Raw genomic sequence first — 24,942 nt, forward strand, 5'->3', positions numbered from 1 at the left:
CTTGATTCAGTTGTTAAAGAGCGGTTGGTTGAGCCTTTCGCTTCAACCGAGGCGCGCATTCTACGCTAACCTCTTAATCTGTCAAGCGTTTATTTTCAGAAGTTTCAATCTCGATTCAAACTTCGAAGCGCTTGCGTGCCGAGCGATCATTCGATCATCTCGTCAGCGGGAGGCGAATCTTACAGCATCCTAAGTTGCTGTCAACTGCCTTTTTCACCGCCGGAATCCGAAGATTCGCACCACTTCTTTCGCTTCACCTTAACTCGTTGATTATCAAGGAGTTTTCGGTGCATTCCGCGTTGGAAGTGGTGCGCATTATAAGGACATCTGAAAGGCCGTCAACTGTTAATTTCAACTTTTTTGAATTTACCGCTTCGCTGAACCAATACGAGGGATGCGGCGCGCCACGGCCGGGATACGCAGCGCCAGAAGAAATACACCGATCGCACTATAGATAGCCCACTCTTCAAGATCGGCGCGAACGATCCAGAGCATGTGCAACAGGCCCAGAATCAGAATCCCGTAAACCAGCTGGTGCAGGCGCTTCCAGCGCCGACCCAGCCTACGCTGACTGTATCGATTGGAGGTCAGCGCCAGCGCCAGCAGTCCGACCCAGGCCACGGCACCAACGATGATGTAGGGCCGCTTCACCAGCTCCACACCCAACTGCCTCCAATCCAGCCCCAGAATGAACAAGGCATAGAAACTCAGGTGCAGCACGGCATACGCGAAGCTCCACAAGCCCAGTTGCCGACGCACTGCCATCCAGCCAGACCAGCCGGTCAGCTTCGCCATAGGCGTGATACTCAGGGTAATCAATAGAATGATCAGCGTACCCAGCCCGAGACGATCCACCAGCACCTTCCCCGGATCCGGCCCCAGGGCAAAAATCCACGCTTGGTACACCCACCACACCGGAAAGGCCAGCGCCGCGAGAAACACTCCTACCCGCCAATAAGCATGTCGCATCAATAGTCCTTGCGCAGATCCATACCGCTATAGAGAGAGGCCACTTCCTCTGCATAGCCATTGAACATCTCGGTCTGCCGCAGATTGGGGCTGAACAGCCCACTGGGCAAGCGCCGCTCCCGGGCCTGGCTCCAGCGTGGGTGATCCACCGTCGGATTGACGTTGGCGTAGAAACCGTACTCGTCCGACGCGATACTCTGCCAGGTAGTCTTCGGCTGCTCGCTGACCAGGCTGATACGCACGATGGACTTCACGCCCTTGAAGCCGTACTTCCAAGGGACGACCAGCCGCAGCGGAGCACCGTTCTGGTTGGGCAGCTCGCGGCCATACATACCGACTGCCAGAATGGTCAGCGGGTGCATGGCTTCATCCAGGCGCAGCCCTTCTACATAAGGCCAGTCGATCAAGGCGAAACCGGAGCGCTGGCCCGGCATCGACTCCGGATCCTTGAGGGTTTCGAAGCGTATATAGCGCGCCTTCGAGGTGGGCTCGACCTGCTTGAGCAAGGCGGCCAGCGGAAAGCCGATCCACGGAATGACCATGGACCAGGCCTCCACGCAGCGCAGCCGGTAGATACGTTCTTCGAGCTGATAAGGCTTGATGAAGTCTTCGAGCGCGTAGCGCCCGGGCTTGCCAACCTCACCATCGATCACCACGCTCCATGGCTCAGTCTTCAAGGAGCCGGCGTTTTGCGCTGGATCCCCTTTGCCGGTACCGAACTCATAGAAGTTGTTGTAATGGGTCGCGTCCTTGAAAGGCGTTATGGCCTCGCTGCCGGCCGTGACGGCCTGCCAGCGGGTGGCGCCAAGTTTGTCGGTGAACCATGCAGGCGGCTTGCCGGGCTCGACATCCGCGTAGCGGGACTGCTCGGTTGCATGAGCCCAGGACGGCATGGCGCTCACGGCCAGTCCGGCCAGCGAGCCACCCAGCAATGTACGACGGGAAAGGTAAATGGATTCAGGCGTGACTTCCGACTCACGCGAGTCGGAAGCCGAGGGGCGCTTGATGAGCATGACAACTCCACAGGCTTGAGTGCTGACGCACCGTTAGACTGTGGAGTATGCCCAAAATCAACTCAGTTGCGACGCTGCGAACGTAACAGATGCTGAACGGGACCTGACAAGGCGTAAGCCAGGAAAATCAGCAGCAGAATGCGTGGCGGGTCGCTGAAGACCACGGCGAAGATCAGCACCACGACAAGAATGGCAACAAAGGGCACACGACCTTTCAAGTCCAGGTCCTTGAAGCTGTTGTACTTGATATTGCTGACCATCAGCATGCCGGCGGCCGCCACCAGAAGCGCCACCAGGAACGACAGCTTCGAGCCTTGGATACCGTAGTCGCTGAACGCCCAGACGGTACCGGCCACTACGCCGGCGGCCGCCGGGCTGGCCAGGCCGATGAAATAACGCTTGTCGGCCTTGCCCACCTGGGTATTGAAGCGCGCCAGGCGCAGCGCAGCGCCCGCAACATAGATGAAGGCGACCATCCAGCCGACTTTGCCCATGTCGCCCAGCGCCCAACCGAAGGCCAGCAAGGCAGGCGCGACACCGAAGGCGACCATATCGGACAGCGAGTCGTACTCTGCGCCGAAGGCGCTCTGGGTATTGGTCATGCGCGCCACGCGGCCATCCAGGCCGTCGAGCACCATGGCAACGAAAATCGCGATGGCCGAGAAGGCGAAGTACTTGCTGGCGCTGGCGGCATCGCCGGCGCTCATGGCACTCATCGAACTGATGATGGAATAGAAGCCGGCGAACAGGTTCGCGGTGGTGAACAGGTTGGGCAGCAGGTAGATGCCGCGATGCCGGACCTTGCGCCCTTCGGCGTCATGTCCTTCTTCAACGTGTTCATCGATCGGTAGCAGGCTTTCGGCGTCGGAACCCTGGCGGGGTTCTTCAGGACGTTCGCTCATGAAGATTACCTTGCAGCGGTTTGAAATGTTGACAGGCTGTCTGCCGGGCACGTTGCCGGCAAACGATGCAGCTTTATACCAGAACTCGCCGCGCTTGACGTTCCGGCACTTGTCGCAAAGCTGAACAGCGGAAAATATCCATACCCCTGAAACGAAAGAACGCGGCACCTGGCCGCGTTCTTCGCAATCACCGCGAACTCAGTTCTTGGTCTTGTCGACGATCTTGTTCGCCGCGATCCAAGGCATCATCGAACGCAGTTGCTCACCGATGACTTCGATGCCGTGGGCAGCGTTGTTACGACGCTTGGCGGTCATCGATGGGTAGCCGGTGGCGCCTTCGCTGATGAACATCTTCGCGTATTCGCCGTCCTGGATGCGCTTCAGAGCGTTGCGCATGGCCTGGCGGGATTCGGCGTTGATGACCTCTGGGCCAGTCACGTACTCACCGTACTCGGCGTTGTTGGAGATCGAGTAGTTCATGTTGGCGATACCGCCTTCGTACATGAGGTCAACGATCAGCTTCAGCTCGTGCAGGCACTCGAAGTAGGCCATTTCTGGCGCGTAGCCCGCTTCGACCAGGGTTTCGAAACCGGCCTTGACCAGCTCGACGGTACCGCCGCACAGAACGGCCTGCTCACCGAACAGGTCGGTTTCGGTCTCGTCCTTGAAGGTGGTTTCGATGATGCCGGTACGGCCGCCACCGACGCCCGAAGCGTAGGACAGAGCGACGTTCTTGGCATTGCCCGAAGCGTCCTGGTAAACGGCGATCAGGTCAGGGATACCGCCGCCCTTGACGAACTCGGTACGTACGGTGTGACCCGGCGCTTTTGGCGCGATCATGATCACGTCCAGGTCGGCGCGAGGAACGACCTGGTTGTAGTGAATGGCGAAGCCGTGGGAGAACGCCAGGGTAGCGCCCTGCTTGAGGTTCGGCTCGATTTCCTGCTTGTACAGCTGGCCCTGGAATTCGTCGGGGGTCAGGATCATGACCAGGTCGGCAGCGGCAACGGCGCTGGCAACGTCGGTCACTTTCAGGCCGTGGGCTTCGGCCTTGGCGACAGTAGCCGAACCTTTACGCAGGCCGATAGTGACGTCAACGCCCGAGTCCTTCAGGTTGCACGCCTGAGCGTGGCCCTGGGAACCGTAGCCGATGATCGCGACTTTCTTGCCCTGGATGATCGAAAGGTCACAGTCTTTGTCGTAGAAAACTTTCATGGAAATCCCCTGTTTATCTTGGCCACTCGGGCCAAATTGCAAATTGGTCAGATGCTCAGAACTTTATCGCCACGGGCGATGCCCGTTACGCCACTGCGGACCGTTTCCAGAATGGACGCGGTGCCGATGGCCTGGATGAAGCTATCGAGTTTGTCACTGGTGCCACTCAACTGCACGGTATACACGCTGGCCGTGACGTCGACGATCTGCCCGCGGAAGATATCCGTGGTGCGCTTGATCTCGGCACGCTGCGCGCCAGTGGCCTTGACCTTGACCAGCATGAGTTCGCGCTCGATGTGCGCGCTCTCGGACAGGTCGACCAGCTTGACCACTTCAACCAGTTTATTGAGGTTCTTGGTGATCTGCTCGATCACCTCATCATGCCCCACCGTGGTCAGCGTCAGACGCGACAGGGTCGGGTCCTCGGTCGGCGCCACGGTCAGGCTTTCGATGTTGTAGTTACGCTGGGAAAACAGACCCACGACGCGAGACAGTGCACCCGGTTCGTTTTCCAGCAGAAGGGAAATGATGTGCCGCATGATTATGTCCGCTCCGTCTTGCTCAACCACATATCGCGCATCGAGCCGTCCTTGATCTGCATCGGGTAGACGTGCTCGCTCACATCGACCTGGATGTCGACGAAGACCAGGCGATCCTTCATGGCGAAGACTTCTTCCAGCTTCGGCTTCAGGTCCTTGAGGTCGGTGATGCGCACACCAACGTGACCATAGGCTTCGACCAGCTTGACGAAGTCAGGCAGCGACTCCACGTAGGAGTGCGAGTGACGGCCGCCGTAGCTCATGTCCTGCCACTGACGGACCATGCCGAGCACGCCGTTGTTGAGCAGGATGATCTTCACCGGCAGGTCGTACTGCAGGCAGGTGGACAGCTCCTGGATGTTCATCTGGATACTGCCTTCACCGGTCACGCACGCCACATCGGCATCTGGGAAGTTCAGCTTGATGCCCATGGCTGCCGGGAAACCGAAGCCCATGGTGCCCAGGCCACCGGAGTTGATCCAGCGGTTCGGCTTGTCAAAGCGGTAGTACTGCGCGGCGAACATCTGGTGCTGGCCGACGTCCGAGGTGATGTAGGCATCGCCCTTGGTCACTTCGTGCAGGGTCTCGATGACCTTCTGCGGCTTGATCACGCTGCCATCGCCACGGTCGTACGGGAACAGGTCGCCACTGGCGCGCCATTCGTCGATCTGCTTCCACCAGGCGGCGACCGCTTCCTTGTCGGGAGCCTGGCCGATTTCCTTGAAGGTCGCGACCATGTCGGTCAGCACGCTCTCCACCGGTCCCACGATCGGCACGTCGGCCTTGATGGTCTTGGAGATCGACGCCGGGTCGATGTCGATGTGGATGATCTTGGCGTTCGGGCAGAACTTGGCAGCGCCGTTGATGACCCGGTCATCGAAGCGCGCGCCCACCGCGAGGATCACGTCGGTGTGGTGCATGGCGACGTTGGCGGTGTAGCTGCCGTGCATGCCCAGCATGCCGATGAACTGGCGATCGGTACCCGGGTAGCCACCCAGGCCCATCAACGTGTTGGTCACCGGTGCGTTGAGCAGGCGAGCCAGCTCGGTCAGCGCAGCGGCACCATTGCCCATGACCACGCCACCACCGGAGTAGATGACCGGACGCTTGGCAGCCAGCAGCATCTCCACGGCCTTGCGGATCTGGCCGGAGTGGCCGCGGACCGCCGGGCTGTAGGAGCGCAGCTTGATCTTTTTCGGGTAGACGTATTCGAACTTCTCGGCCGGGTTGGTCATGTCCTTGGGCAGGTCGACCACCACCGGGCCGGGACGGCCGGATTGTGCGAGATAGAAGGCTTTCTTCAGGACTTCTGGAATCTCCGTCGGGTGCTTGATCATGAAGCTGTGCTTCACGATCGGACGGGAGATACCGATCATGTCGGTTTCCTGGAAGGCATCGGTACCGACCAGGGTGCTGGGCACCTGGCCAGAGATGACCACCATGGGGATCGAGTCCATGTAGGCAGTGGCGATACCGGTGATGGCGTTGGTTGCACCTGGGCCGGAAGTCACCAGCACCACGCCGGCCTTGCCGGTCGCACGGGCATAGCCATCGGCCATGTGGGTAGCGGCCTGCTCGTGGCGGACCAGGATATGACTGACCTCGGGTTCCTTGAACAGCGCATCGTATACGTGCAGGAGCGCGCCGCCCGGGTAGCCATAGATGTGCTTAACGCCTTCGTCACGCAGGAAGCGGACGACCATTTCAGCGCCAGATAAAAGCTCCACGTTGTTCACCTCTAAAACGCCAGAATACCGTCCATGGGCGGACGGGTCTTAATAGGTTTACTGCCTAGCAGAGCATGAGCGACGGTGGTCGCCGACTACGTCAGCACTGACTGAGCAAGTATTGGGATGTCCCTGAGTGTTGCGGAACGGTCCCACCCAGCGCGAGGTAACGCGTTGCGGGTGTTACAGGTCGACGCGGATGTGCGCCTCATGATCTACCGAGACGGTCTGCTTCTGGCAGTCCCCCTACAGCGAACTTTGAATTGTTGTGATTCGCCCCCTGCAAGTCAAGTCATCCGTAAGCTTTCTTCCATGATTCCCATGAAAACCGCCAGTCACGGACGTCATGCGGCCGATGTGATAGCGTGCGCCACTGACGAGCACTTCAAGGAAGCACGATGCGCGCAATGATCGTTTCAGCGGTGTTGTTATGGCTGGCCACGGGCGCCAGCGTACAGGCGGCGCAGATCTACAAATGGGTCGACGCCCAGGGCGTGACCCACTACGACGCGACACCACCGGCCGGCGCCCCCGCCGAGCAGGTCGACCTGCAGGCATCACCGCCACCCAGCAGCGGCAGCAGCGCGCCGCGCAATACGGAGCCCGACCCGGCAGCGCAGCAGCGCGCCATCGACGCCAAGGTCAAGAAGCAGGCCGCCGTAGAAGAAAAGAAGCGCCAAGCCAACTGCGAAATCATCCGCACCAACCTGGCCAAGCTGAAGACCTACTCGCGCATTCGCGAGCCGGTGGAAGACGGATACAAACGCCTGACCCAGGAAGAGCGTCAGGCGCGCATCGATGAAACCGAAAAGATGATTGCCGAGTACTGCAACTGAGGGAAACCGCGTTTCCCTCAGCCGGCCTTACCGATCAACTGGTCGAAACGGCTGAGCGACGCCAGCAGGTTGCGCACCTGCTCGGGACGCTCGACGTAGACCATCTCTGCCATCTCGCGAATGCCGGACACACTGGGCAACGGCAGCGACTGCTCGACGATGGCCTTCATGCGCGGCAGGAAAATCCACTGCAGCCACTGCTCGAACGACAGGGTGTCGACGCAGAACGGCTGCTGGCTGGCCAGCGCCTGCGGTGCCGGTGCACTGCTTTCCCACCAGCCCAGCTCACGCAGGGCCTGTTCGATCGACAGCAACTGGTCAGCCAGTGCAGGAACTCGCTTGTCCATCACAGGTTGACCTTGGCTTTCTGGCGCGCCAGCGCTGCACCCGCAGCATCACCCTGTTTCTCACGTGACTGGGCGATCAGCTCCCACAGACTGGCCTGCAGGCTCGGGCGACCGTTGGCATAGGTCAGGGCGCGCCGCGACAACTGCTCGGCCTGGGCCGCATCACCCTGGGCCAGGCGCACCTGAGCCAGGCGGTACAGCACCTGAGGCTCGCGTGGGGCGACGCGCTGGGCGCGCTCCAGGCTCGAAGAGGCGCCATTGAGGTCGCCACCGCTTTGCTGTTGCTGAGCGGTGGTCAGCAGCGCCAGCACCGGGCCATCGAGCTGTTCGTCGGCGGACAAGCCACCGCTATTGCTGCTGGACGGAATACCCGTCGGTGCGGAGGCAGGGTTATAGCCCCCTGCGGCAGGCGCGGAGGCCGGTGGCATCTGATAACTGCCCGAGGTGTCGATGGGTGGCGAATCAACACTGATCGGCGCCTGGCCTGTCGGGGCCGAATAGGTCTGGATCGCGCCGCCACTGCCACCGGCCGGCACCATGACGGTCACGCCCGAGTCTTCGGGAATCGACTGCGCCTGCGGTTGCTGGGGCTGCGCGGCGCCTGGACGGTAGCCGGTGTTGCGCGAAGCATTGACCCGCTCGCTGTTGGACACCTTGGAGCCCGAATCCACCACCGGGATCGAGCCTTGCGGAACACTGGCGCAACCACTGAGCACGGTCAGCGCTGTTACAGCCGGAATCCACCATTTATTCACGTCAAACCCTCTTCGCTTAATTCAACCATCCCTTGACCCAGTCCATCACGGACTCGGCCGGGGCGGGGCCGCTGCCGCAGCTGGGGCCTGGCACCGGTTCGCTGCCGCGAATATACGGCATCTGCACGGCATTCGGGCAACTCGCATCGGAGCCCTGCCCGGTGGCGGCATCCACCCAGGCCTGCACCACGTTGTCGGGCATGGCCATGTCCAGCGGCAAAGGATCGGCCTTGCGCATGAAGCTGGTCCAGACCTGCAGCGCGCCGGTGGCACCGGTGAACGGTGTCTTGCCGTTGTCGTCACGGCCCATCCACACCACCGCCAGAGTGTCCTGGCTGAAGCCGGCGAACCAGCTGTCACGCGAGTCGTTACTGGTACCGGTCTTGCCCGCCAGGTTCAGCGAGCTGGGCAGTACGTTGTAGACCGATTTGCCGGTGCCTTCGCGCATCACCCGCTGCATGGCGTTCTGCACCAGATAGATGGCGCCCGGATCGAAGCGCTGCTGAATCTGGAACGGATAGCGCTTGAGCGGCTCGCCCTCGGCGGTCAGCACGCTGCGGATACCGCGCATCGGCGTATTGAAGCCGCCGCTGGCGATGGTCTGGTACATGGTGGCCACTTCCATCGGGCTGAGGCCACCGGCGCCCAGCAACATCGAAGGATAGACCGGCCACTCGCGGTTCACGCCCAACTTGTTGAGTGTCTTGAATACGGCCGGCACGCCGACTTCCAGGCCCAGCTTGGCCGTGGACAGGTTGTAGGAATGCGCCAGCCCCTGGTACAGGAAAATATTGCCATGGGCCTTGCGATCGTAGTTCTGCGGTTTCCAGACCTGCCCATCGGCCCCTTTGACCTGGAACGGCTCGTCGGCCACCCAACTGGTGAGGGTGTACTTGTTGGGCTGCTCCAGAGCGGTCAGGTAGATCGCCGGCTTGACCAGCGAGCCGATCGGCCGTACTGCATCGATGGCGCGGTTGAACCCGGCGAAACCGGCCTGACGGCTGCCCAGCAGGGCCTGCACCTCGCCGGTCTCGGGGTTGGTGACCACCATGGCCGCCTCGACCTCATCGGCCCCCTTGCGTCCGGTGAACTTCTTGAAGGTCTCGTCCATCGCCGCCTGGGACTTCATTTGCAGGATCGGATCGAAACTGGTGAAGATCCGCAGCCCCTCCTCGGTCAAGTCCTCGTCGCGGTAATCCTCACGCAACTGGCGCTTGACCAGATCGAGGAACGCCGGGAACGAGCTGTCTGCCAGGCTGCCGGTGCGGGTCACGCCCAGCGGCATCTGCTTGGCAGCGGCCACCGCCTCGGCAGAAGCCACACCTTGCTGTTCCAGCAGGTCGAGCACCAGGTTGCGGCGCTCCAGCGCACGCTCCGGGTTACGTCGCGGGTTGTAATAGGAAGGCCCCTTGACCATGCCGATCAGCAAGGCCACCTGATGCAGCTTCAACTCCGACAGCGGCTGACTGAAGAAATACTGGCTGGCCAGGCCGAAGCCGTGCACTGCACGCTGGCCATCCTGACCGACGAACACTTCGTTCAGGTAGGCCTCGAGGATTTCCTGCTTGCTGTAATGCAGCTCCAGCAGCACCGACATCATCGCCTCGGTGAGCTTGCGCGACAGGCTGCGCTCGTTGGTCAGGTAGAAGTTCTTGACCAACTGCTGGGTCAGCGTACTGCCGCCCTGGCGCATATGCCCGGCCGTGGCGTTCACCCAGATGGCGCGGGCGATGGACTTGGGCGAAACACCGAAGTGGCTGTAGAAGTCGCGGTCCTCGACAGCCACCAGACCGTCGAGCAGGTAGGGCGGCGCCTGATCGAGCTTGATCAGGATGCGGTCTTCGAGATTCTTGGGGTACAGGCCGCCGATCAACAGCGGCTCCATGCGTGCCACGGCAAGCTTGTCACCCTTGGCCGAGGTCAGGTCGGCCACCGAATCTCCGGCAAAGCGCACCCGGATCTGCTGCGCCGGGTCGGTGCCTTCATAGAACTGGAACCCACGAGTGTTGAGGTCCACGGTATTGCCGTTCACCGCAGCAGCCCCCGGTCCGTTGGCCACGCTTTCACGGCGATAGCCCAGGGCGTCGAGTTCGAGCAGGAAGTCATCACGGCTCAGTTTCTGGCCGACGAACAGTTCCAGCGGACGGGCATAGACCTTGGCAGGAATCGTCCAGCGCTTGCCGGAGAATTTCTCCTGCACCACGGCGTCGAGGTAGACCGCGAAGCCGGCGAGGATCACCAGGCCGACGATACCGAGTTTCAGCCCCCACCCCAGTATGGTCCGCAGACGGCTGGAAGGTGGGCGTTTCTTGGGAGTACGGGAAGAGCGGGATCGAGTCATGGGCGCGGATTATACGCACTTTGAAAAGGATCGACAGACGCCCCGGACAGCGGTTTGCAGCACGGTTCGGAGTCGCCATAATGGCCGGCTTGAGGCATATATTTTCCACATCATCATTGAAGGACCGCCCGTGAGCCAGTCACTGATCGCAGCCTTGCAGAACCCTGCTCTGTTCCCCCATCCGGTGGAGGGGTTCCAGGTCATCGAAACGCATATTTCCTGGGTGCTGCTCACTGGGCCCTACGTTTACAAGATCAAGAAGCCGATGAACTTCGGCTTCCTGGATTTCACCACCCTGGCGGCCCGCGAACATTTCTGCCATGAAGAACTGCGCCTGAACCAGCGACTGACCCAAGACCTGTACCTGGAAGTCATCCCCCTGACCGGCAGCGCCGAAGCGCCCCAGCTCGGTGGCGTTGGCGAACCCATCGAATTCGCCCTGAAAATGCGCCAGTTCCCGCAAAGCGGCCTGCTCAGCACCGTGCAGGCCAATGGCGATCTGCACAGCGCGCAGATCGACGAGCTGGCCGAGCAGATCGCCCAGTTCCACCTCAGCGCGCCCAAGGTCGGCACGGAAACCGAGCTGGGTTCGCCAGAGTCCGTCATGGCCCCGGTCGCGCAGAACTTCGAGCAGATTCGCCCCTTCATCAGTGAAAAAACCGACCTGCAGCAGCTCGATGCTCTGGAGGCCTGGGCACAGTCGAGCTTTGAGCGGCTGCGCCCGCTGTTGGTTCAACGCAAGGCCGAAGGTTTCATCCGTGAATGCCATGGCGACATCCACCTGGGCAACGCCGCGCTCATCGACGGCAAAGTGGTGCTGTTCGACTGCATCGAATTCAACGAGCCATTCCGCAAGACCGACGTCTATGCCGACATCGGCTTCCTGGCCATGGACCTCGAAGACCGCGGCCTCAAGGCGCTGTCGAACCGCCTGATCAGCCGCTACCTGGAGCTGACCGGCGACTACCAGGGCCTGGAGCTGCTGAATTTCTACAAGGCCTACCGCGCCATGGTGCGCGCCAAGGTCGCACTGTTCGGCCTGGGTGCAGATGCCGATGCCGAGCGCCGCGCCAGCGTACTGGCCCAGTACCGCAACTACGCCAACCTGGCCGAAAGCTACAGCGCCGTACCATCACGCTTTCTGGCAATCACCCATGGTGTCTCGGCCAGCGGCAAGAGCCACGTGGCCCAACGCCTGGTCGAGGACCTGGGCGCCATCCGCATTCGCTCCGACGTCGAGCGCCAGCGCCTGTATGCCGATGACGCCAGTCGCTATGCCAGCCAGGCCAGCGAGGCGACCTACCAGCGCCTCAACGATCTGGCCGGCCACGTGCTGCATGCCGGTTTCTCCGTAGTGTTGGATGCCACATACCTCAAGCAGGCGCAGCGTCAGGCCGCTGCTCAGGTCGCCGAAAACAGCGGCGTACCTTTCCTGATTCTGGACTGCGAGGCGCCCCAGGAAATCATCGAGCAGTGGTTGCAACAGCGCCAGGCCGAAGGCGGCGATCCTTCGCAGGCCACTCTGGAGGTCGTCAAGGCCCAACAGGCGAACCGCGAGCCACTGAGCGCCGAGGAAGTGCTGTCGAGCAAGCGGGTGCAAACCCACGTCGCCAACGAACTCGACAGCCTGGCCGACGACCTCCGTCGACGCCTCCCGGGGCTCTGATAAAAGGCGCGCCGTTGAGCGGTTGCCGCTTCACGGCGCGCCATTAGTGGCGATATAATGGCGCCATAATTCCAACGAAATCGAGAACCGCTATGAGCCAGCCTAAACAGATCGACTCGCCGCTGTATCTGTTACTGCGTAAGGATGACGTTGCAGGCTTCAATCAGGAAAAGCCAAAGAGTGGCGTGATCGACATGCGTGGCGGCGATTTCCGTGGTCTTGACCTGCGCAATCTGGACATTACCGGCATCGACTTCACCGATGCCTACTTCCGCTCCGCCGACCTGCGCGGGCTCGACCTGCGCAACACGCCGATGGAAGGTGCCAGCATCGCCCACGCGCAGATCTCCGGAGCCTACTTCCCGCGGGAACTCACCGCAGACGAGATCCTGATGTCGGTCAATTTCGGCACCCGCCTGCGCTACAACACCCGCTGAGACTCCCACAGCCACCTGCACACACCTGCCGCGGGTGGCTTTTCTTTTAATCCGTTTTCGCCTCCACGACGCACGAGCGCCCGGCTCTTGCGCGGGCGCAGAAAAACTTCGATGAGCAGGTGTTGACATAGAAATGAGAATCGTTATGATTATCGCATCCGGTCGCGAGACTGGTCGGTAACCTGAAAGACCTTGGTTCGGACTCTCAGATTATCTCCTCATCAGGCTAATCACGGTTTTTGACCCGGCATTTTTGCCGGGTCTTTTTTTGCCTTCAATAAAGCATTCCTGTCTCGATCAGCCCGAGCCGGCCTAGCAGGTCGTCCAGCAAGACCGAGCCCCCCAGACGCAGGCGCTGCCCCGCCACCCACGAAGGTGCGAAACGCTCTGTGACCAGCCGCAGCACGGGCCGAACATCCTCCAGGCTGCGCAGCCCTCCGGCGGCCTTGAAGCCCACCTGGCCTCCGGCCTCGGCGATGCATTCGAGCATGATGCGCGCTGCCTGGTCGCTCAACGGCGTGAGCAGCCGGTCCGTGCAGCTCTTGATGAAGTCCGCCCCCGCCCCGATGGCGATGCGACAGGCACTGCGAATCAACTGCGGGTCACGCAACTCACCGGTTTCCAGCGTCACCACAAGCCGGCCTTGCAGTCGGCACTCGGCCTTGCAGGCGGCCACCAGGTCGTGGCCGACGTCGGCGTTGCCCGACAACAGTGCGCGAAACGGAAATACCACATCGACCTCGTCGGCTCCGACCAGCAGCGCGCCGCGCACCTCCCCGGCAATCGCCTCGATGGCCGTGCCCCCGGCCGGAAACCTGATCTGTGCCACCACCGCCGCCTGCTGCGCGCCCAGCTGATCCAGCGTCGTTCGCGCCAGGCCCGCGAACGCCGCCGGCACCCCCACGGCCGCCACCGGTCCCAGCGAGGTCACGCCCCGTCGGCACAGGCTGACGATACGTTGCTCGCTGCTGTCGTGAGCCCTCGCCAGCAACTCCACCAGGCCCAACGCCTGAAACGCCAGCGGCTCGGTGTCTGCTGCCATGTCCTGCCCATCCACTTCGCAAATGAAGCAGGACAATAAACCAGCCACACTCGTCTGAATGGGTTACCCAGGAATCAGAGAAAAGGACTACGCGTAAATCAAACTTTTCGTGCCGATTACCGGGCTCAGGTATCGACGACCTCAAGGCGTCTGACCAGGCGTACCTCTTCTGCGCTGATGTCCACGCCGTAGGCCAGCACCTGAACACCGGCGACGATCGCCTCATGCAGGGCCGCCGTATAGGCCGGATCGATTTCCCGCGCCGGACGCACCGCGACGATGCCGGAAAGGTTCACGCAATACAGCAGCGCCGCCCGAACCCCTTGCCGGGCCAGCGCTGCCAACTCGCGCAGGTGCCGCGCACCACGCTGGGTGACCGCATCCGGAAACGCCGCCACCGGCGAATCGTCGTATCCCAGGGTCACGCTCTTGACCTCCAGGTACAGGTCGCCTTCGGGATACTGCAGGCGGAAATCCACCCGGCTGTTTTCCACGCCATAGGGCACTTCGCGCTTGAGCGCGGTGAACCCGGCCAGCTCTTCGATGACCCCGGCGCGCAGCGCTTCCTCGACCAGGGTATTGGCCCGCCCGGTATTGATGCAGGCCAGCCGCCCCTGCGGTGTTTCGCTGATTTCCCAGGTGCCGGGCAGCTTGCGCTTCGGGTCGTTGGAACGGCTGAACCACACCCGCCCGCCGGGCCGCATGCAATTGAGCATCGAGCCGGTGTTGGGGCAGTGGATGGTCAGACGCTCGCCGCTGTCGGTCTCGATATCGGCCAGAAAGCGCTTGTAACGCAGCAACAGGCGACCGGTTTCCAGTGCAGGAGAAAAACGCATCAGCCTTGCCAGCTCTGCAGGCCACGGGCAATGCGCTCGACCGCCTGCTCCAGGCGCTCCAGGCTTTGGGTGTAGGCGAACCGCACGTGGTGCCCGGCCTTGTGGCGACCAAAGTCCAGCCCCGGAGTGAACGCCACGTGCTGGGTTTCCAGAAAGTGCTGGCAGAAGGCGAAGGCGTCACCGCCAAACGCACTGATATCGGCATACAGGTAGAACGCCCCTTCCGGCTCCACGGCGATACCGAAGCCCAGCTCACGCAGGGCTGGCAACAGGTAGTCACGGCGCCGGGCGAACTCGCTGCGGCGCTGCTCGAGGATCTCCAGGGTCGGCTCTTCGAAACACGCCAGTGCAGCATACTGGGCCACGCTCGGCGCACTGATGTAGAGGTTCTGCGCGAGCTTTTCCAGCTCGCCCACCGCCGCCGTGGGCGCTACCAGCCAGCCCAGCCGCCAGCCGGTCATACCGAAGTACTTGGAGAAGCTGTTGAGCACGAAGGCGTCATTGTCCACTTCCAGCACACTGGCAGCGTCGGTGCCATAGGTAAGGCCGTGATAGATCTCGTCGACCACCAGATGCCCCCGCCGGGCCTTGAGCGCATCGGACAGCCCGAGCAGTTCGTCGCGGTGCAGCAAGGTGCCGGTCGGGTTGGCGGGCGAGGCCACCAGCGCTCCGACGCTGTCCTGGTTCCAGAAGCGCTCCACCAAGTCGGGCGTCAGCTGGTAACGCTCCTCGGGACCAACCGGCACCAGCTGCGCGCCGCCTTCGACCAGACGCAGGAAGTGGCGGTTGCAGGGGTAGCCAGGGTCGGCCAGCAGCCAGTGCTTGCCAGGATCGACCAGCAGACTGCTGGCCAGCAACAGCGCCCCCGAGCCGCCCGGCGTGACCAGGATGCGTTGCGGATCGACGTCCAGGCCATAGCGCCGCGCATAGAAGCCGGCAATCGCCGCACGCAGCTCGGGCAGCCCGCGCGCGGCGGTGTAGCGGGTCTTGCCCTGTGCCAGGGCGGCCTGGCCGGCTTCGACGATGGGCTGAGCGGTGGTGAAGTCGGGCTCGCCGATTTCCAGGTGGATGACATCGTGGCCGGCCGCCTGCAGTTCATTGGCTCGTGATAACAGCGCCATGACATGGAAGGGTTCGATGGCGCGACTGCGCGCACTGTAGTGCTGGACCATGGGGCATTCCTATAGGCTTCGGAAAGTATCGGCTTGTCCAGCGGCCATGCCGGCAAGACAGTCCGGCACGATTCTACCCAACACCGACTCGAACAGGGTCGATTGACGCGGGGTAAAAAATCGGTCGGCAAGAAAATAAAAAAAGAAACTCCGCCGCGCTTTAATGTCTAGAGTTGAAGGCCGGCCAGCCGACTTTCGAAAACCCGTTCACACCCCGCCACCATGCTCGACAACCGGGAGTAGCGGACGACGAATCGATCTGGTAAGTTCGCCGGCTTGCACCTGCAGGGCCGACGGGTGTCGGTGATGGAACATCCTGCGCAATAGATTAGAAGAGTGAGAGGCGGTCCATACATGCCCACGCAAGAAAAGCAACAGCATCTAATCAGCGGCTTCGAGCCTTATGTGGAAACACCGGGCGAAGAGTATATGGGCGAGCGGATGCGCGCGCATTTCACCAAGATCCTCAACAAGTGGAAGCACGACTTGATGCAGGAGGTCGACCGTACGGTTGACCACATGAAGGATGAAGCAGCCAACTTTCCGGACCCGGCAGACCGTGCCACCCAGGAAGAAGAGTTCAGCCTCGAACTTCGCGCCCGTGACCGTGAACGCAAGTTGATCAAGAAGATCGACAAGACGCTGCAACTCATTCTCGATGAAGAATATGGCTGGTGCGAATCCTGCGGCGTCGAGATCGGTATCCGCCGCCTCGAAGCCCGTCCGACCGCCGACCTGTGCATCGACTGCAAGACCCTGGCAGAAATCAAGGAAAAGCAAGTCGGCAAGTAACAGCGACGACTCGACTGAAAAGACGCTTCGGCGTCTTTTTTGTTGGCGGGACACTTCAGTTGATGAACAGCTCTTCTTATGTCGGGCGCTTCGCGCCCACCCCCAGCGGTTACCTGCATTTCGGTTCGCTGGTCGCCGCCCTGGCCTCTTACCTTGACGCCCGGGCCGCTGGCGGCCAGTGGCTGATGCGCATGGAAGACCTGGACCCGCCCCGAGAAGTGCCGGGCGCCCAGGCCGCGATCCTGCATACCCTGGAAACCTACGGCTTCGAATGGGACGGACCCTGCGTACGCCAGAGCGAGCGCCATGAAGCCTACGCCCAGGTTCTGCAGCGCTGGTTCAGCCAGGGTCTGGCCTACGCCTGCACCTGTTCACGCAAGCAGCTGGAGCCCTTCGGCGGCATCTACCCCGGCACCTGCCGCAACCTGGGCCATGCTCCTGAAGGCGCGGCGATTCGCGTGCGCGTACCGGAAGTCGAGTACCGTTTCACTGACCGCGTGCAGGGCGAGTACCGCCAGCATCTGGGGCGGGAGTCCGGTGACTTCGTGATTCGCCGCCGTGACGGCCTTTATGCTTACCAATTGGCGGTGGTGATCGATGACGCCTGGCAGGGTATCAACCACATCGTGCGCGGTGCCGACCTGCTGGACTCCACGCCTCGCCAACTGTACCTGCAGGAGCTGCTCGGCATCGCCCAGCCGCGCTACCTGCACGTGCCCCTGATCACCCAGCCCGACGGCCACAAGCTGGGCAAGTCCTATCGCTCACCGCCGCTCCCGGCCGACCAGGCCACGCCACTGCTGCTGCGCGCGCTGCGGGCCTTGGGCCAGAACCCGGACCCACAGCTGCGCTACGCCACGCCCGAGGAACTGCTCAAGTGGGGCGTGCAGCACTGGAACGCCGAGGCCATTGCCCGGGTACCCAGCCTGCCGGAAGCTGGAATAGACTGATCCAGAGCGGCTGGCGAAATTGCCCACAATCGCTGCTTGCAGGTTATGCGGCATTGGTTAACATGCCGCTCCTTACCTGCCCCATCACAGGGCAGGCAACCCGCAGGGATCAGCGCTTGCACGTCGGCCAACGCCGTACGCCGCGACCGCTCGCAGAGTTCCGGGAGGCACCATGTACATCTATCGGTTGGTCCTGCTCCTGGTGGTAGGCATCTACCTGTTTTCCCCGGCCATCATGGATTGGTGGATCGACGCCACGGGGGCCTGGTACCGGCCCTACATGCTGTGGCTGATTCTCATCGTGGTGACTTTCATCCTGCAGAGCCAGCGAGACGCCGATGAGCTTTAGCCTCACCCAGATGCTGCTGGTCAGCGCCGCCTACCTGCTGGTGCTGTTCGCGGTGGCCTGGATCAGCGAGCGCGGCCTGATCCCGCGCCGGTTCATTCGCCACCCGCTGACCTACACCCTGTCGCTGGGCGTCTATGCCAGCTCGTGGGCCTTCTACGGCACGGTCGGCCTGGCCTACCAGTACGGCTACGGTTTCCTGTCCAGCTACCTTGGGGTGTCCGGGGCGTTCCTGCTGGCGCCGGTGCTGCTTTACCCGATCCTGCGCATCACCCGCACCTATCAGCTGTCGTCACTGGCCGACCTGTTCGCCTTCCGCTTCCGCAGCACCTGGGCCGGCGCCCTGACCACCATTTTCATGCTCATCGGCGTTCTGCCGCTGCTGGCCCTGCAGATCCAGGCGGTGGCCGATTCCATCGGCATCCTCACCGGCGAGCCGGTGCGCAATCGTGTGGCCGTGGCGTTCTGCGCGCTGATCAGCCTGTTCACCATCTTCTTCGGCTCACGCCACATCGCCACGCGGGAAAAGCACCAGGGCCTGGTGTTCGCCATCGCCTTCGAGTCCATCATCAAGCTGGTCGCCCTCGGCGGCCTGGGCATTTATGCGCTGTATGGCGTGTTCGGCGGCCCACAGCAGCTGGAGATGTGGCTGCTGCAGAACCAGACCGCGCTGGCCTCGCTGCACACGCCGCTGCAGGAAGGCCCGTGGCGGACCCTGCTGCTGGTGTTCTTCGCCTCGGCCATCGTGATGCCGCACATGTATCACATGACCTTCACCGAAAACCTCAGCCCGCGCTCGCTGGTCAGCGCCAGCTGGGGTCTGCCTTTCTATCTGCTGCTGATCAGCCTGGCAGTGCCGCTGATCCTCTGGTCGGGTCTCAAGCTCGGCGCACCGACCAGCCCGGAATACTTCACCCTGGGCATCGGCATGGCCGCGCACAGTCCCTCCCTGGCCCTGCTGGCCTACGTGGGCGGGCTGTCGGCCGCCAGCGGCCTGATCATCGTCACCACCCTGGCATTGTCGGGCATGGCACTGAACCACCTGGTGCTGCCGCTCTACCAGCCCCCGGCCGAAGGCAACATCTACCGCTGGCTGAAATGGACCCGCCGCGCGCTGATCATCGCCATCATCGCTGCCGGCTACTGCTTCTACCTGATGCTCGGCGCTCAGCAGGACCTGGCCAACATGGGCATCGTCGCCTTTGTCGCCACCCTGCAGTTCCTGCCCGGCGTGCTCTCGGTGCTGTACTGGCCGACCGCCAACCGTCGCGGCTTCATCGCCGGCATCCTGGCCGGCATCACCGTCTGGCTGTTCAGCATGCTGTTACCGCTGCTCGGCAACATGGAAGGCATCTACATTCCGATGCTGAACATGATCTATGTGCTGGACGACACCAGCTGGCACATGGCGGCGATCGCCTCGCTGGCCGCCAACGTCCTGGTGTTCACCCTGGTGTCGTTGTTCACCAATGCCAGCGCCGAAGAAGCCAGCGCCGCCGAGGCCTGTGCAGTGGACAACGTACGCCGCCCGCAGCGCCGTGAACTGTTCGTCGCCTCGCCCCAGGAGTTCGCCACCCAGCTGGCCAAGCCATTAGGCCCCAAGGCCGCGCAGAAGGAAGTCGAACAGGCCCTGCATGACCTGTACCTGCCCTTCGACGAACGGCGACCCTATGCCCTGCGGCGCCTGCGCGACCGCATCGAAGCCAACCTGTCGGGCCTGATGGGCCCCAGCGTGGCCCAGGACATGGTCGAGACCTTCCTGCCCTACAAGTCGGGCAGCGAAAAGTACGTCACCGAAGACATCCACTTCATCGAGAGCCGTCTGGAGGACTACCACTCGCGCCTCACCGGCCTGGCCGCAGAACTCGACGCCTTGCGCCGCTACCACCGGCAGACCCTGCAGGAACTGCCGATGGGCGTCTGCTCGCTGGCCAAGGACCAGGAAATCCTCATGTGGAACAAAGCCATGGAAGAACTCACCGGGGTGCCCGCGCAACGCGTGGTCGGCTCGCGGCTGGGCACCATCGCCGAACCCTGGAAGGGCCTGCTGACCAGTTTCATCAGCGTGCCCGACGAGCACCTGCACAAGCAGCGCCTGTCACTGGACGGGCAGATCCGCTGGCTGAACCTGCACAAGGCTGCCATCGACGAACCCCTGGCACCGGGCAACAGCGGCCTGGTGCTGCTGGTCGAGGACCTTACCGATACCCAGATGCTCGAAGACAAGCTGGTGCATTCCGAACGCCTGGCCAGCATCGGCCGCCTGGCCGCCGGTGTGGCCCACGAAATCGGCAACCCCATCACCGGCATCGCCTGCCTGGCGCAGAACCTGCGCGAAGAACGCGAAGACGAGCCGGAGCTGGCGGAAATCAGCAGCCAGATCATCGAACAGACCAAGCGCGTGTCGCGCATCGTGCAGTCGCTGATGAGCTTCGCCCATGCCGGCGCGCACCAGAACAGTGACGAGCCGGTATGCCTGGCCGAAGTCGCCCAGGACGCCATCGGTCTGCTGGCGCTCAACCGGCGCAATTTCGAGATTCAGTTCTACAACCTCTGCAACCCGGACCACTGGGCCGACGGCGACCCGCAGCGCCTGGCCCAGGTACTGATCAACCTGCTGTCCAATGCGCGCGACGCCTCGCCGCCGGGCAGCGCGGTACGGGTCATGAGCGAAGCGTCTGAACACACCGTGGATCTGATCGTCGAAGACGAAGGAAGCGGTATTCCAAAAGCAATCATGGACCGATTGTTCGAGCCATTCTTCACGACCAAGGACCCCGGCGAGGGGACAGGACTGGGCCTGGCTCTGGTCTATTCAATCGTTGAAGAGCATTATGGACAGATCACCATCGACAGCCCGGCCGATATCGAACGGCAGCGTGGTACCCGCATCCGGGTGACACTGCCGCGCCATGTCGACGCGACGTCCGCCGTGAACTGAGACCGTCGAGAGAACCGAATCAATGCCGCATATTCTGATCGTCGAAGACGAAACCATCATCCGCTCAGCCCTGCGCCGCTTGCTCGAGCGCAACCAGTACCAGGTCAGCGAAGCCGGATCGGTGCAAGAGGCTCAGGAGCGCTTCAGCATTCCATCGTTCGACCTCATCGTCAGTGACCTGCGGCTGCCCGGCGCGCCCGGCACCGAGCTGATCCGCCTCGGCGAAGGCAAACCGGTGCTGATCATGACCAGCTACGCCAGCCTGCGCTCGGCGGTGGACTCGATGAAAATGGGTGCGGTGGACTACATCGCCAAGCCCTTCGACCACGACGAGATGCTCCAGGCCGTGGCGCGCATCCTGCGCGACCGCCAGAGCACCCCGGCACAGGCGGCGCCTGCCGCGGCCGAGCGTGGCGCCGCTGCCAAGGGCGGCACGGCAGACAAGCCTGCGCCCGGCCACGCCAATGGCGAGATCGGCATCATCGGCTCCTGCCCGCCCATGCAAGACCTTTACGGCAAGATCCGCAAGGTCGCACCCACCGACTCCAACGTGCTGGTGCAGGGCGAGTCCGGCACCGGCAAGGAACTGGTGGCCCGGGCGCTGCACAATCTGTCGCGGCGCGCCAAGGCACCGATGATCTCGGTGAACTGCGCAGCGATTCCGGAAAGCCTGATCGAGTCCGAGCTGTTCGGCCACGAGAAAGGCGCCTTCACCGGCGCCAGCGCCGGGCGTGCGGGGCTGGTCGAAGCGGCCGATGGTGGCACGCTGTTTCTCGACGAGATCGGTGAACTGCCTCTGGAGGCCCAGGCACGTCTGCTGCGCGTACTGCAGGAAGGCGAGATCCGCCGGGTCGGTTCGGTGCAGTCGCAGAAGGTCGATGTGCGCCTGATCGCCGCCACCCACCGCGACCTCAAGACCCTGGCCAAGAACGGTGAATTCCGCGAAGACCTCTACTACCGCCTGCACGTCATCGCGCTGAAGCTGCCCGCACTGCGCGAGCGCGGTAACGACGTGCTGGAAATCGCCCGCGCATTCCTGGCACGGCAAAGTGCCAAGGCCGGGCGCCCTGACCTGCGCTTCGGCCAGGATGCCGAACAGGCCATTCGTCATTACAGTTGGCCGGGTAACGTTCGTGAGCTGGAGAACGCCGTGGAGCGTTCGGTCATCCTCAGCGAGTCGGCCGAGATTTCTGCCGACCTGCTTGGCATCGACATCGAGCTGGGCGACCTCGAAGACGAAGAGTTCGTCGGTCTGGCGCCCTTGCCCAATGGGGCCAACGGTGCCAATCACGAGCCCACCGAGGACCTCTCACTGGAGGACTACTTCCAGCACTTCGTCCTCGAACACCAGGACCACATGACCGAGACCGAGCTGGCGCGCAAGCTCGGGGTCAGCCGCAAGTGCCTGTGGGAACGCCGCCAGCGCCTGGGCATCCCACGGCGCAAGGGCGTAGCCAACGAAACGTGACCCTGGCCCTCGGTAACAGTTCCTCTTCTCAGGCTGAAACTGTTACCGAAGCCTTTGCAGACGTAACAAAAACCGGGAGGTACGGTAACGGAATCCCGGTTTTTTTCGCTCCACGAAAATAGCCAGCCATCTCAAGCCATTGATTTTCAAGGGTTTTCAAAAGTTGGCACAGCACCTGCTATATGTTCGGTACAAGAAAAACAAAAAACACGTGTCACCCCCACAACAAGAACAAGATGAAACGACTCACGCATAACAAGAACAACACGGCGGAGGCGCAGCTAACTGATTCTTTTGGAGAGGTGTTGTATTTGGGGCTTGCCCCGCGACCAGGCCGAGAACAACAAAAAACTACCCCAAGGTAGCGCCTGAACTGGTTGGATCACCGATCATCGCAATACAGCGTCCAAAGCAATCCGTTTGCTCTTCACTCTCGATTTGAGAGGTTTCGCAGGCAAAGACCGGCGAACGGGCACTCAACAAAAACAAGAAGCCCGAAACGACAATAAAAATAAAGAGCACACACTTTGGGGGAGCTTCGGCTCCCCTAGTAGCTTCTGCCACCCGGCAACCCCCGCCCGCCAGGCTTCTGCAAGCCCGCCGTTCTGGGCACAGAGCCCCCGCACAGCCCCATCTCCAGACCTGCCCAGCATCGCCGATCGACGGCTTCCTACACCATTGCCCGATCAAATGCTAGAATCCCCGCCCATCGTGCGGCCATTCTCCATTTTTGGTCGAATATTCCTTCAAACAGTGCATCCCATGCTGAAGAAGCTGTTCCAGTCATTTCGCTCTCCGCTGCGCACCCCACGGCAACACACGCGCTCTACGCCCGTCGTGCTCAATAGCAACCAGCATTCGCTACAGCGCTCGCAATTCAGCCGCCATGCGGTGAGCATCGTCGAGCGATTGCAGAACGCCGGTTACCAGGCCTACCTGGTGGGCGGCTGTGTCCGCGACCTGATGCTGCAGCTCGATCCCAAGGACTTCGACGTCGCCACCAGCGCCACACCCGAGCAGATCCGCGCCGAGTTCCGCAACGCCCGAATCATCGGCCGACGGTTCAAGCTGGTGCATATCCATTTCGGACGGGAAATCATCGAAGTGGCGACCTTCCGCGCCAATCACCCGGAAGAAGAGGACGACGAAGACACCAACCAGTCTTCGCGCAACTCCAGTGGTCGCATCCTGCGCGACAACGTCTACGGCACGCTGGAAGACGACGCCCAGCGCCGCGACTTCACCATCAACGCGCTGTATTACGACCCGGTCACCGAACGCATCCTCGACTACGCCAACGGCGTACACGACATCCGCAATCGCCTGATCCGCCTGATCGGCGACCCGGAGCAGCGCTACAAGGAAGACCCGGTGCGCATGCTGCGTGCGGTGCGCTTCGCCGCCAAGCTGAACTTTGGCATCGAGAAGCACAGCATGCTGCCGATCCGTCCGCTGGCGCCGATGCTGCGCGACATTCCGGCGGCACGGCTGTTCGAAGAGTCGCTGAAGCTGTTCCTGTCCGGGCACGGCGAGATCACCTTCGAAATGCTCGTCGACCTGGAGCTGTTCGATCCGTTGTTCCCGGCTACCGCCAAGGCCCTGGAACACAACCCGACCTACACCCACACGCTGGTCAGCCAGGCGTTGGCCAATACCGACCTGCGCGTGCGCCAGGACAAGCCGGTCACCCCGGCCTTCATGTTCGCCGCGCTGCTCTGGCCAGCCCTGCCGCACCGCGTGCTGCGCCTGCAGGAGCGTGGCGTTCCGCCGATCACCGCCATGCAGGACGCCGCCCATGACCTGATCATGGAACAGTGCCGCAGCATCGCGATTCCCAAACGCTTCACCCTGCCGATCCGGGAAATCTGGGACATGCAGGAGCGCCTGCCGCGCCGCTCGGGCAAACGCGCCGACCAGTTGCTCGATCACCCGCGCTTCCGCGCCGCCTATGACTTCCTGCTGTTGCGCGAGAGCGCCGGCGAGCAGACCGACGGTCTGGGCCAATGGTGGACCGACTATCAGGACGCCAACGAAAGCGAACGCCGCGACATGATCCGCGAGCTGGGCAGCAAGGCCGACGACACTGGCAGCGGCCCGCGCAAGCGCCGGCGCAGCGGAGGCAAGCGCAAGCGCGCCGGAGCCGAAAGCGGCGGCTACGATGACTGAACGGGCCTACATCGGCCTGGGCAGTAACCTGGCAGACCCTGCCGCCCAACTGCATGCGGCCCTGGAAGCCATGGCCGCACTGCCCCGCAGCCAGCTGGCCGGCGTCTCGCCGTTCTATGTGAGCGATTCGCTGCTACCCGGCCAGCCCCGCTACACCAACGCCGTGGCGGCGCTGGACACCGATCTCGCCCCGCTGGCGCTGCTCGACGCCCTGCAGGCCATCGAGCTGGACCAGGGCCGTGAACGCCTGGAGCGCTGGGGCCCACGGACCCTGGACCTGGACATTCTGCTGTTCGGCAGCCAGGCCATCGACGTGCCACGCCTGCAAGTGCCGCACTACCACATGCACGCCAGGGCCTTCGTGCTCTACCCGCTGGCCGACCTCGCGCCCGGCCTGCAACTGCCGGACGGACGCCTGCTCAGCCAGATGCTGGCCGATTGCCCATTCGTCGGCCTGGAACGTCTGCCCGCTACCGAGTGAG

General features: G+C 62.5%; 22 protein-coding genes. 10 read left to right on the forward strand and 12 right to left on the reverse strand.

Annotated elements, in window-relative coordinates; genetic code table 11:
• Positions 1 to 366: 366 nt before the first annotated feature.
• From msrQ to QZ497_RS14435, 6 genes are all read right to left on the reverse strand, one after another.
• On the reverse strand, positions 367 to 969 hold the full coding sequence (msrQ, locus tag QZ497_RS14410) for a protein-methionine-sulfoxide reductase heme-binding subunit MsrQ (RefSeq protein ID WP_295476246.1): 603 nt from the start codon (positions 967 to 969) through the stop codon (positions 367 to 369).
• Positions 969 to 1,982: a protein-methionine-sulfoxide reductase catalytic subunit MsrP gene (gene msrP / locus QZ497_RS14415; protein WP_295476248.1), complete on the reverse strand. Its 1,014-nt coding sequence runs from the start codon at positions 1,980 to 1,982 to the stop codon at positions 969 to 971. The genes msrQ and msrP overlap by 1 nt, the downstream gene beginning before the upstream one ends.
• A gap of 62 nt (positions 1,983 to 2,044) precedes the next feature.
• Positions 2,045 to 2,884: a CDP-diacylglycerol--serine O-phosphatidyltransferase gene (pssA, locus tag QZ497_RS14420; RefSeq protein ID WP_295476250.1), complete on the reverse strand. Its 840-nt coding sequence runs from the start codon at positions 2,882 to 2,884 to the stop codon at positions 2,045 to 2,047.
• Between the two features lie 198 nt (positions 2,885 to 3,082).
• Positions 3,083 to 4,099: a ketol-acid reductoisomerase gene (ilvC, locus tag QZ497_RS14425; RefSeq protein WP_295476252.1), complete on the reverse strand. Its 1,017-nt coding sequence runs from the start codon at positions 4,097 to 4,099 to the stop codon at positions 3,083 to 3,085.
• 47 nt (positions 4,100 to 4,146) lie between these two features.
• Entirely contained in the window at positions 4,147 to 4,638 is a 492-nt protein-coding gene (gene ilvN, locus QZ497_RS14430; protein ID WP_003250040.1) for an acetolactate synthase small subunit, read from the reverse strand.
• Positions 4,639 to 4,640: 2 nt separating this feature from the next.
• Complete coding sequence (locus QZ497_RS14435; RefSeq protein ID WP_295476277.1) at positions 4,641 to 6,365, reverse strand: acetolactate synthase 3 large subunit; 1,725 nt, start codon at positions 6,363 to 6,365, stop codon at positions 4,641 to 4,643.
• Positions 6,366 to 6,763: 398 nt separating this feature from the next.
• Between QZ497_RS14435 and QZ497_RS14440 the strand changes: the two genes are divergently transcribed.
• Positions 6,764 to 7,201 (forward strand): DUF4124 domain-containing protein, encoded by a 438-nt coding sequence (locus QZ497_RS14440; protein WP_295476279.1) that lies wholly within the window; start codon positions 6,764 to 6,766, stop codon positions 7,199 to 7,201.
• 17 nt (positions 7,202 to 7,218) lie between these two features.
• On the opposite strand, the gene QZ497_RS14445 is transcribed toward QZ497_RS14440, so the two are convergent.
• Genes QZ497_RS14445 through mrcB form a run of 3 tightly spaced genes read right to left on the reverse strand, consistent with a single transcriptional unit; the run spans position 7,219 to position 10,644 of the window.
• Complete coding sequence (locus QZ497_RS14445; RefSeq protein ID WP_295476280.1) at positions 7,219 to 7,548, reverse strand: YqcC family protein; 330 nt, start codon at positions 7,546 to 7,548, stop codon at positions 7,219 to 7,221.
• Complete coding sequence (locus QZ497_RS14450; protein WP_295476282.1) at positions 7,548 to 8,303, reverse strand: hypothetical protein; 756 nt, start codon at positions 8,301 to 8,303, stop codon at positions 7,548 to 7,550. The genes QZ497_RS14445 and QZ497_RS14450 overlap by 1 nt, the downstream gene beginning before the upstream one ends.
• Positions 8,304 to 8,319: 16 nt before the next feature.
• Entirely contained in the window at positions 8,320 to 10,644 is a 2,325-nt protein-coding gene (gene mrcB, locus QZ497_RS14455; protein WP_295476283.1) for a penicillin-binding protein 1B, read from the reverse strand.
• Between the two features lie 130 nt (positions 10,645 to 10,774).
• Here mrcB and QZ497_RS14460 point away from each other — a divergent pair, with 130 nt between their 5' ends.
• Both QZ497_RS14460 and QZ497_RS14465 read left to right on the forward strand, forming a co-directional pair.
• On the forward strand, positions 10,775 to 12,310 hold the full coding sequence (locus QZ497_RS14460) for a bifunctional aminoglycoside phosphotransferase/ATP-binding protein (protein ID WP_295476285.1): 1,536 nt from the start codon (positions 10,775 to 10,777) through the stop codon (positions 12,308 to 12,310).
• 92 nt (positions 12,311 to 12,402) lie between these two features.
• The gene (locus QZ497_RS14465; protein WP_295476287.1) at positions 12,403 to 12,747 is read left to right on the forward strand and encodes a pentapeptide repeat-containing protein; all 345 of its coding nucleotides are present in this window, start codon (positions 12,403 to 12,405) and stop codon (positions 12,745 to 12,747) included.
• A gap of 274 nt (positions 12,748 to 13,021) precedes the next feature.
• On the opposite strand, the gene deoC is transcribed toward QZ497_RS14465, so the two are convergent.
• From deoC to QZ497_RS14480, 3 genes are all read right to left on the reverse strand, one after another.
• Positions 13,022 to 13,789 (reverse strand): deoxyribose-phosphate aldolase, encoded by a 768-nt coding sequence (gene deoC, locus QZ497_RS14470; RefSeq protein WP_295476289.1) that lies wholly within the window; start codon positions 13,787 to 13,789, stop codon positions 13,022 to 13,024.
• 125 nt (positions 13,790 to 13,914) lie between these two features.
• Positions 13,915 to 14,625, reverse strand: a complete 711-nt coding sequence (gene sfsA / locus QZ497_RS14475) for a DNA/RNA nuclease SfsA (RefSeq protein ID WP_295476291.1) — start codon at positions 14,623 to 14,625, stop codon at positions 13,915 to 13,917.
• The gene (locus QZ497_RS14480; RefSeq protein WP_295476293.1) at positions 14,625 to 15,797 is read right to left on the reverse strand and encodes a pyridoxal phosphate-dependent aminotransferase; all 1,173 of its coding nucleotides are present in this window, start codon (positions 15,795 to 15,797) and stop codon (positions 14,625 to 14,627) included. The genes sfsA and QZ497_RS14480 overlap by 1 nt, the downstream gene beginning before the upstream one ends.
• A 354-nt stretch (positions 15,798 to 16,151) precedes the next feature.
• Here QZ497_RS14480 and dksA point away from each other — a divergent pair, with 354 nt between their 5' ends.
• The 7 genes from dksA (at position 16,152) to folK (ending at position 24,941) form a co-directional block, all read left to right on the forward strand.
• Positions 16,152 to 16,589, forward strand: coding sequence for an RNA polymerase-binding protein DksA (gene dksA, locus QZ497_RS14485; RefSeq protein WP_295476295.1), 438 nt, complete (start codon positions 16,152 to 16,154; stop codon positions 16,587 to 16,589).
• 62 nt (positions 16,590 to 16,651) lie between these two features.
• Complete coding sequence (gene gluQRS / locus QZ497_RS14490) at positions 16,652 to 17,539, forward strand: tRNA glutamyl-Q(34) synthetase GluQRS (protein ID WP_295476297.1); 888 nt, start codon at positions 16,652 to 16,654, stop codon at positions 17,537 to 17,539.
• 172 nt (positions 17,540 to 17,711) lie between these two features.
• Positions 17,712 to 17,888, forward strand: coding sequence for a hypothetical protein (locus tag QZ497_RS14495; RefSeq protein ID WP_002552060.1), 177 nt, complete (start codon positions 17,712 to 17,714; stop codon positions 17,886 to 17,888).
• Complete coding sequence (locus QZ497_RS14500; RefSeq protein WP_295476356.1) at positions 17,878 to 20,826, forward strand: sensor histidine kinase; 2,949 nt, start codon at positions 17,878 to 17,880, stop codon at positions 20,824 to 20,826. Before QZ497_RS14495 ends, QZ497_RS14500 begins: the two co-directional genes overlap by 11 nt.
• Positions 20,827 to 20,848: 22 nt before the next feature.
• Positions 20,849 to 22,294 (forward strand): sigma-54 dependent transcriptional regulator, encoded by a 1,446-nt coding sequence (locus QZ497_RS14505; protein WP_295476358.1) that lies wholly within the window; start codon positions 20,849 to 20,851, stop codon positions 22,292 to 22,294.
• Between the two features lie 762 nt (positions 22,295 to 23,056).
• Positions 23,057 to 24,460, forward strand: coding sequence for a polynucleotide adenylyltransferase PcnB (locus QZ497_RS14510; protein WP_295476360.1), 1,404 nt, complete (start codon positions 23,057 to 23,059; stop codon positions 24,458 to 24,460).
• Positions 24,453 to 24,941, forward strand: a complete 489-nt coding sequence (gene folK, locus QZ497_RS14515) for a 2-amino-4-hydroxy-6-hydroxymethyldihydropteridine diphosphokinase (protein WP_295476362.1) — start codon at positions 24,453 to 24,455, stop codon at positions 24,939 to 24,941. The genes QZ497_RS14510 and folK overlap by 8 nt, the downstream gene beginning before the upstream one ends.
• Position 24,942 lies beyond the last annotated feature (1 nt).

The organism is uncultured Pseudomonas sp. (assembly GCF_913777995.1).
Taxonomy (GTDB): Bacteria; Pseudomonadota; Gammaproteobacteria; order Pseudomonadales; family Pseudomonadaceae; genus Aquipseudomonas.

What these genes read in the sequence shown, in the direction of transcription:
- msrQ (WP_295476246.1), bottom strand. Translation starts at nt 969, where the DNA reads ATGCGACATGCTTATTGGCGGGTAGGAGTGTTTCTCGCGGCGCTGGCC.
- msrP (WP_295476248.1), bottom strand. Translation starts at nt 1,982, where the DNA reads ATGCTCATCAAGCGCCCCTCGGCTTCCGACTCGCGTGAGTCGGAAGTC.
- pssA (WP_295476250.1), bottom strand. Translation starts at nt 2,884, where the DNA reads ATGAGCGAACGTCCTGAAGAACCCCGCCAGGGTTCCGACGCCGAAAGC.
- ilvC (WP_295476252.1), bottom strand. Translation starts at nt 4,099, where the DNA reads ATGAAAGTTTTCTACGACAAAGACTGTGACCTTTCGATCATCCAGGGC.
- ilvN (WP_003250040.1), bottom strand. Translation starts at nt 4,638, where the DNA reads ATGCGGCACATCATTTCCCTTCTGCTGGAAAACGAACCGGGTGCACTG.
- QZ497_RS14440 (WP_295476279.1), top strand. Translation starts at nt 6,764, where the DNA reads ATGCGCGCAATGATCGTTTCAGCGGTGTTGTTATGGCTGGCCACGGGC.
- QZ497_RS14445 (WP_295476280.1), bottom strand. Translation starts at nt 7,548, where the DNA reads ATGGACAAGCGAGTTCCTGCACTGGCTGACCAGTTGCTGTCGATCGAA.
- mrcB (WP_295476283.1), bottom strand. Translation starts at nt 10,644, where the DNA reads ATGACTCGATCCCGCTCTTCCCGTACTCCCAAGAAACGCCCACCTTCC.
- QZ497_RS14465 (WP_295476287.1), top strand. Translation starts at nt 12,403, where the DNA reads ATGAGCCAGCCTAAACAGATCGACTCGCCGCTGTATCTGTTACTGCGT.
- deoC (WP_295476289.1), bottom strand. Translation starts at nt 13,789, where the DNA reads ATGGCAGCAGACACCGAGCCGCTGGCGTTTCAGGCGTTGGGCCTGGTG.
- sfsA (WP_295476291.1), bottom strand. Translation starts at nt 14,625, where the DNA reads ATGCGTTTTTCTCCTGCACTGGAAACCGGTCGCCTGTTGCTGCGTTAC.
- QZ497_RS14480 (WP_295476293.1), bottom strand. Translation starts at nt 15,797, where the DNA reads ATGGTCCAGCACTACAGTGCGCGCAGTCGCGCCATCGAACCCTTCCAT.
- dksA (WP_295476295.1), top strand. Translation starts at nt 16,152, where the DNA reads ATGCCCACGCAAGAAAAGCAACAGCATCTAATCAGCGGCTTCGAGCCT.
- gluQRS (WP_295476297.1), top strand. Translation starts at nt 16,652, where the DNA reads ATGAACAGCTCTTCTTATGTCGGGCGCTTCGCGCCCACCCCCAGCGGT.
- QZ497_RS14495 (WP_002552060.1), top strand. Translation starts at nt 17,712, where the DNA reads ATGTACATCTATCGGTTGGTCCTGCTCCTGGTGGTAGGCATCTACCTG.
- QZ497_RS14500 (WP_295476356.1), top strand. Translation starts at nt 17,878, where the DNA reads ATGAGCTTTAGCCTCACCCAGATGCTGCTGGTCAGCGCCGCCTACCTG.
- QZ497_RS14505 (WP_295476358.1), top strand. Translation starts at nt 20,849, where the DNA reads ATGCCGCATATTCTGATCGTCGAAGACGAAACCATCATCCGCTCAGCC.
- QZ497_RS14510 (WP_295476360.1), top strand. Translation starts at nt 23,057, where the DNA reads ATGCTGAAGAAGCTGTTCCAGTCATTTCGCTCTCCGCTGCGCACCCCA.
- folK (WP_295476362.1), top strand. Translation starts at nt 24,453, where the DNA reads ATGACTGAACGGGCCTACATCGGCCTGGGCAGTAACCTGGCAGACCCT.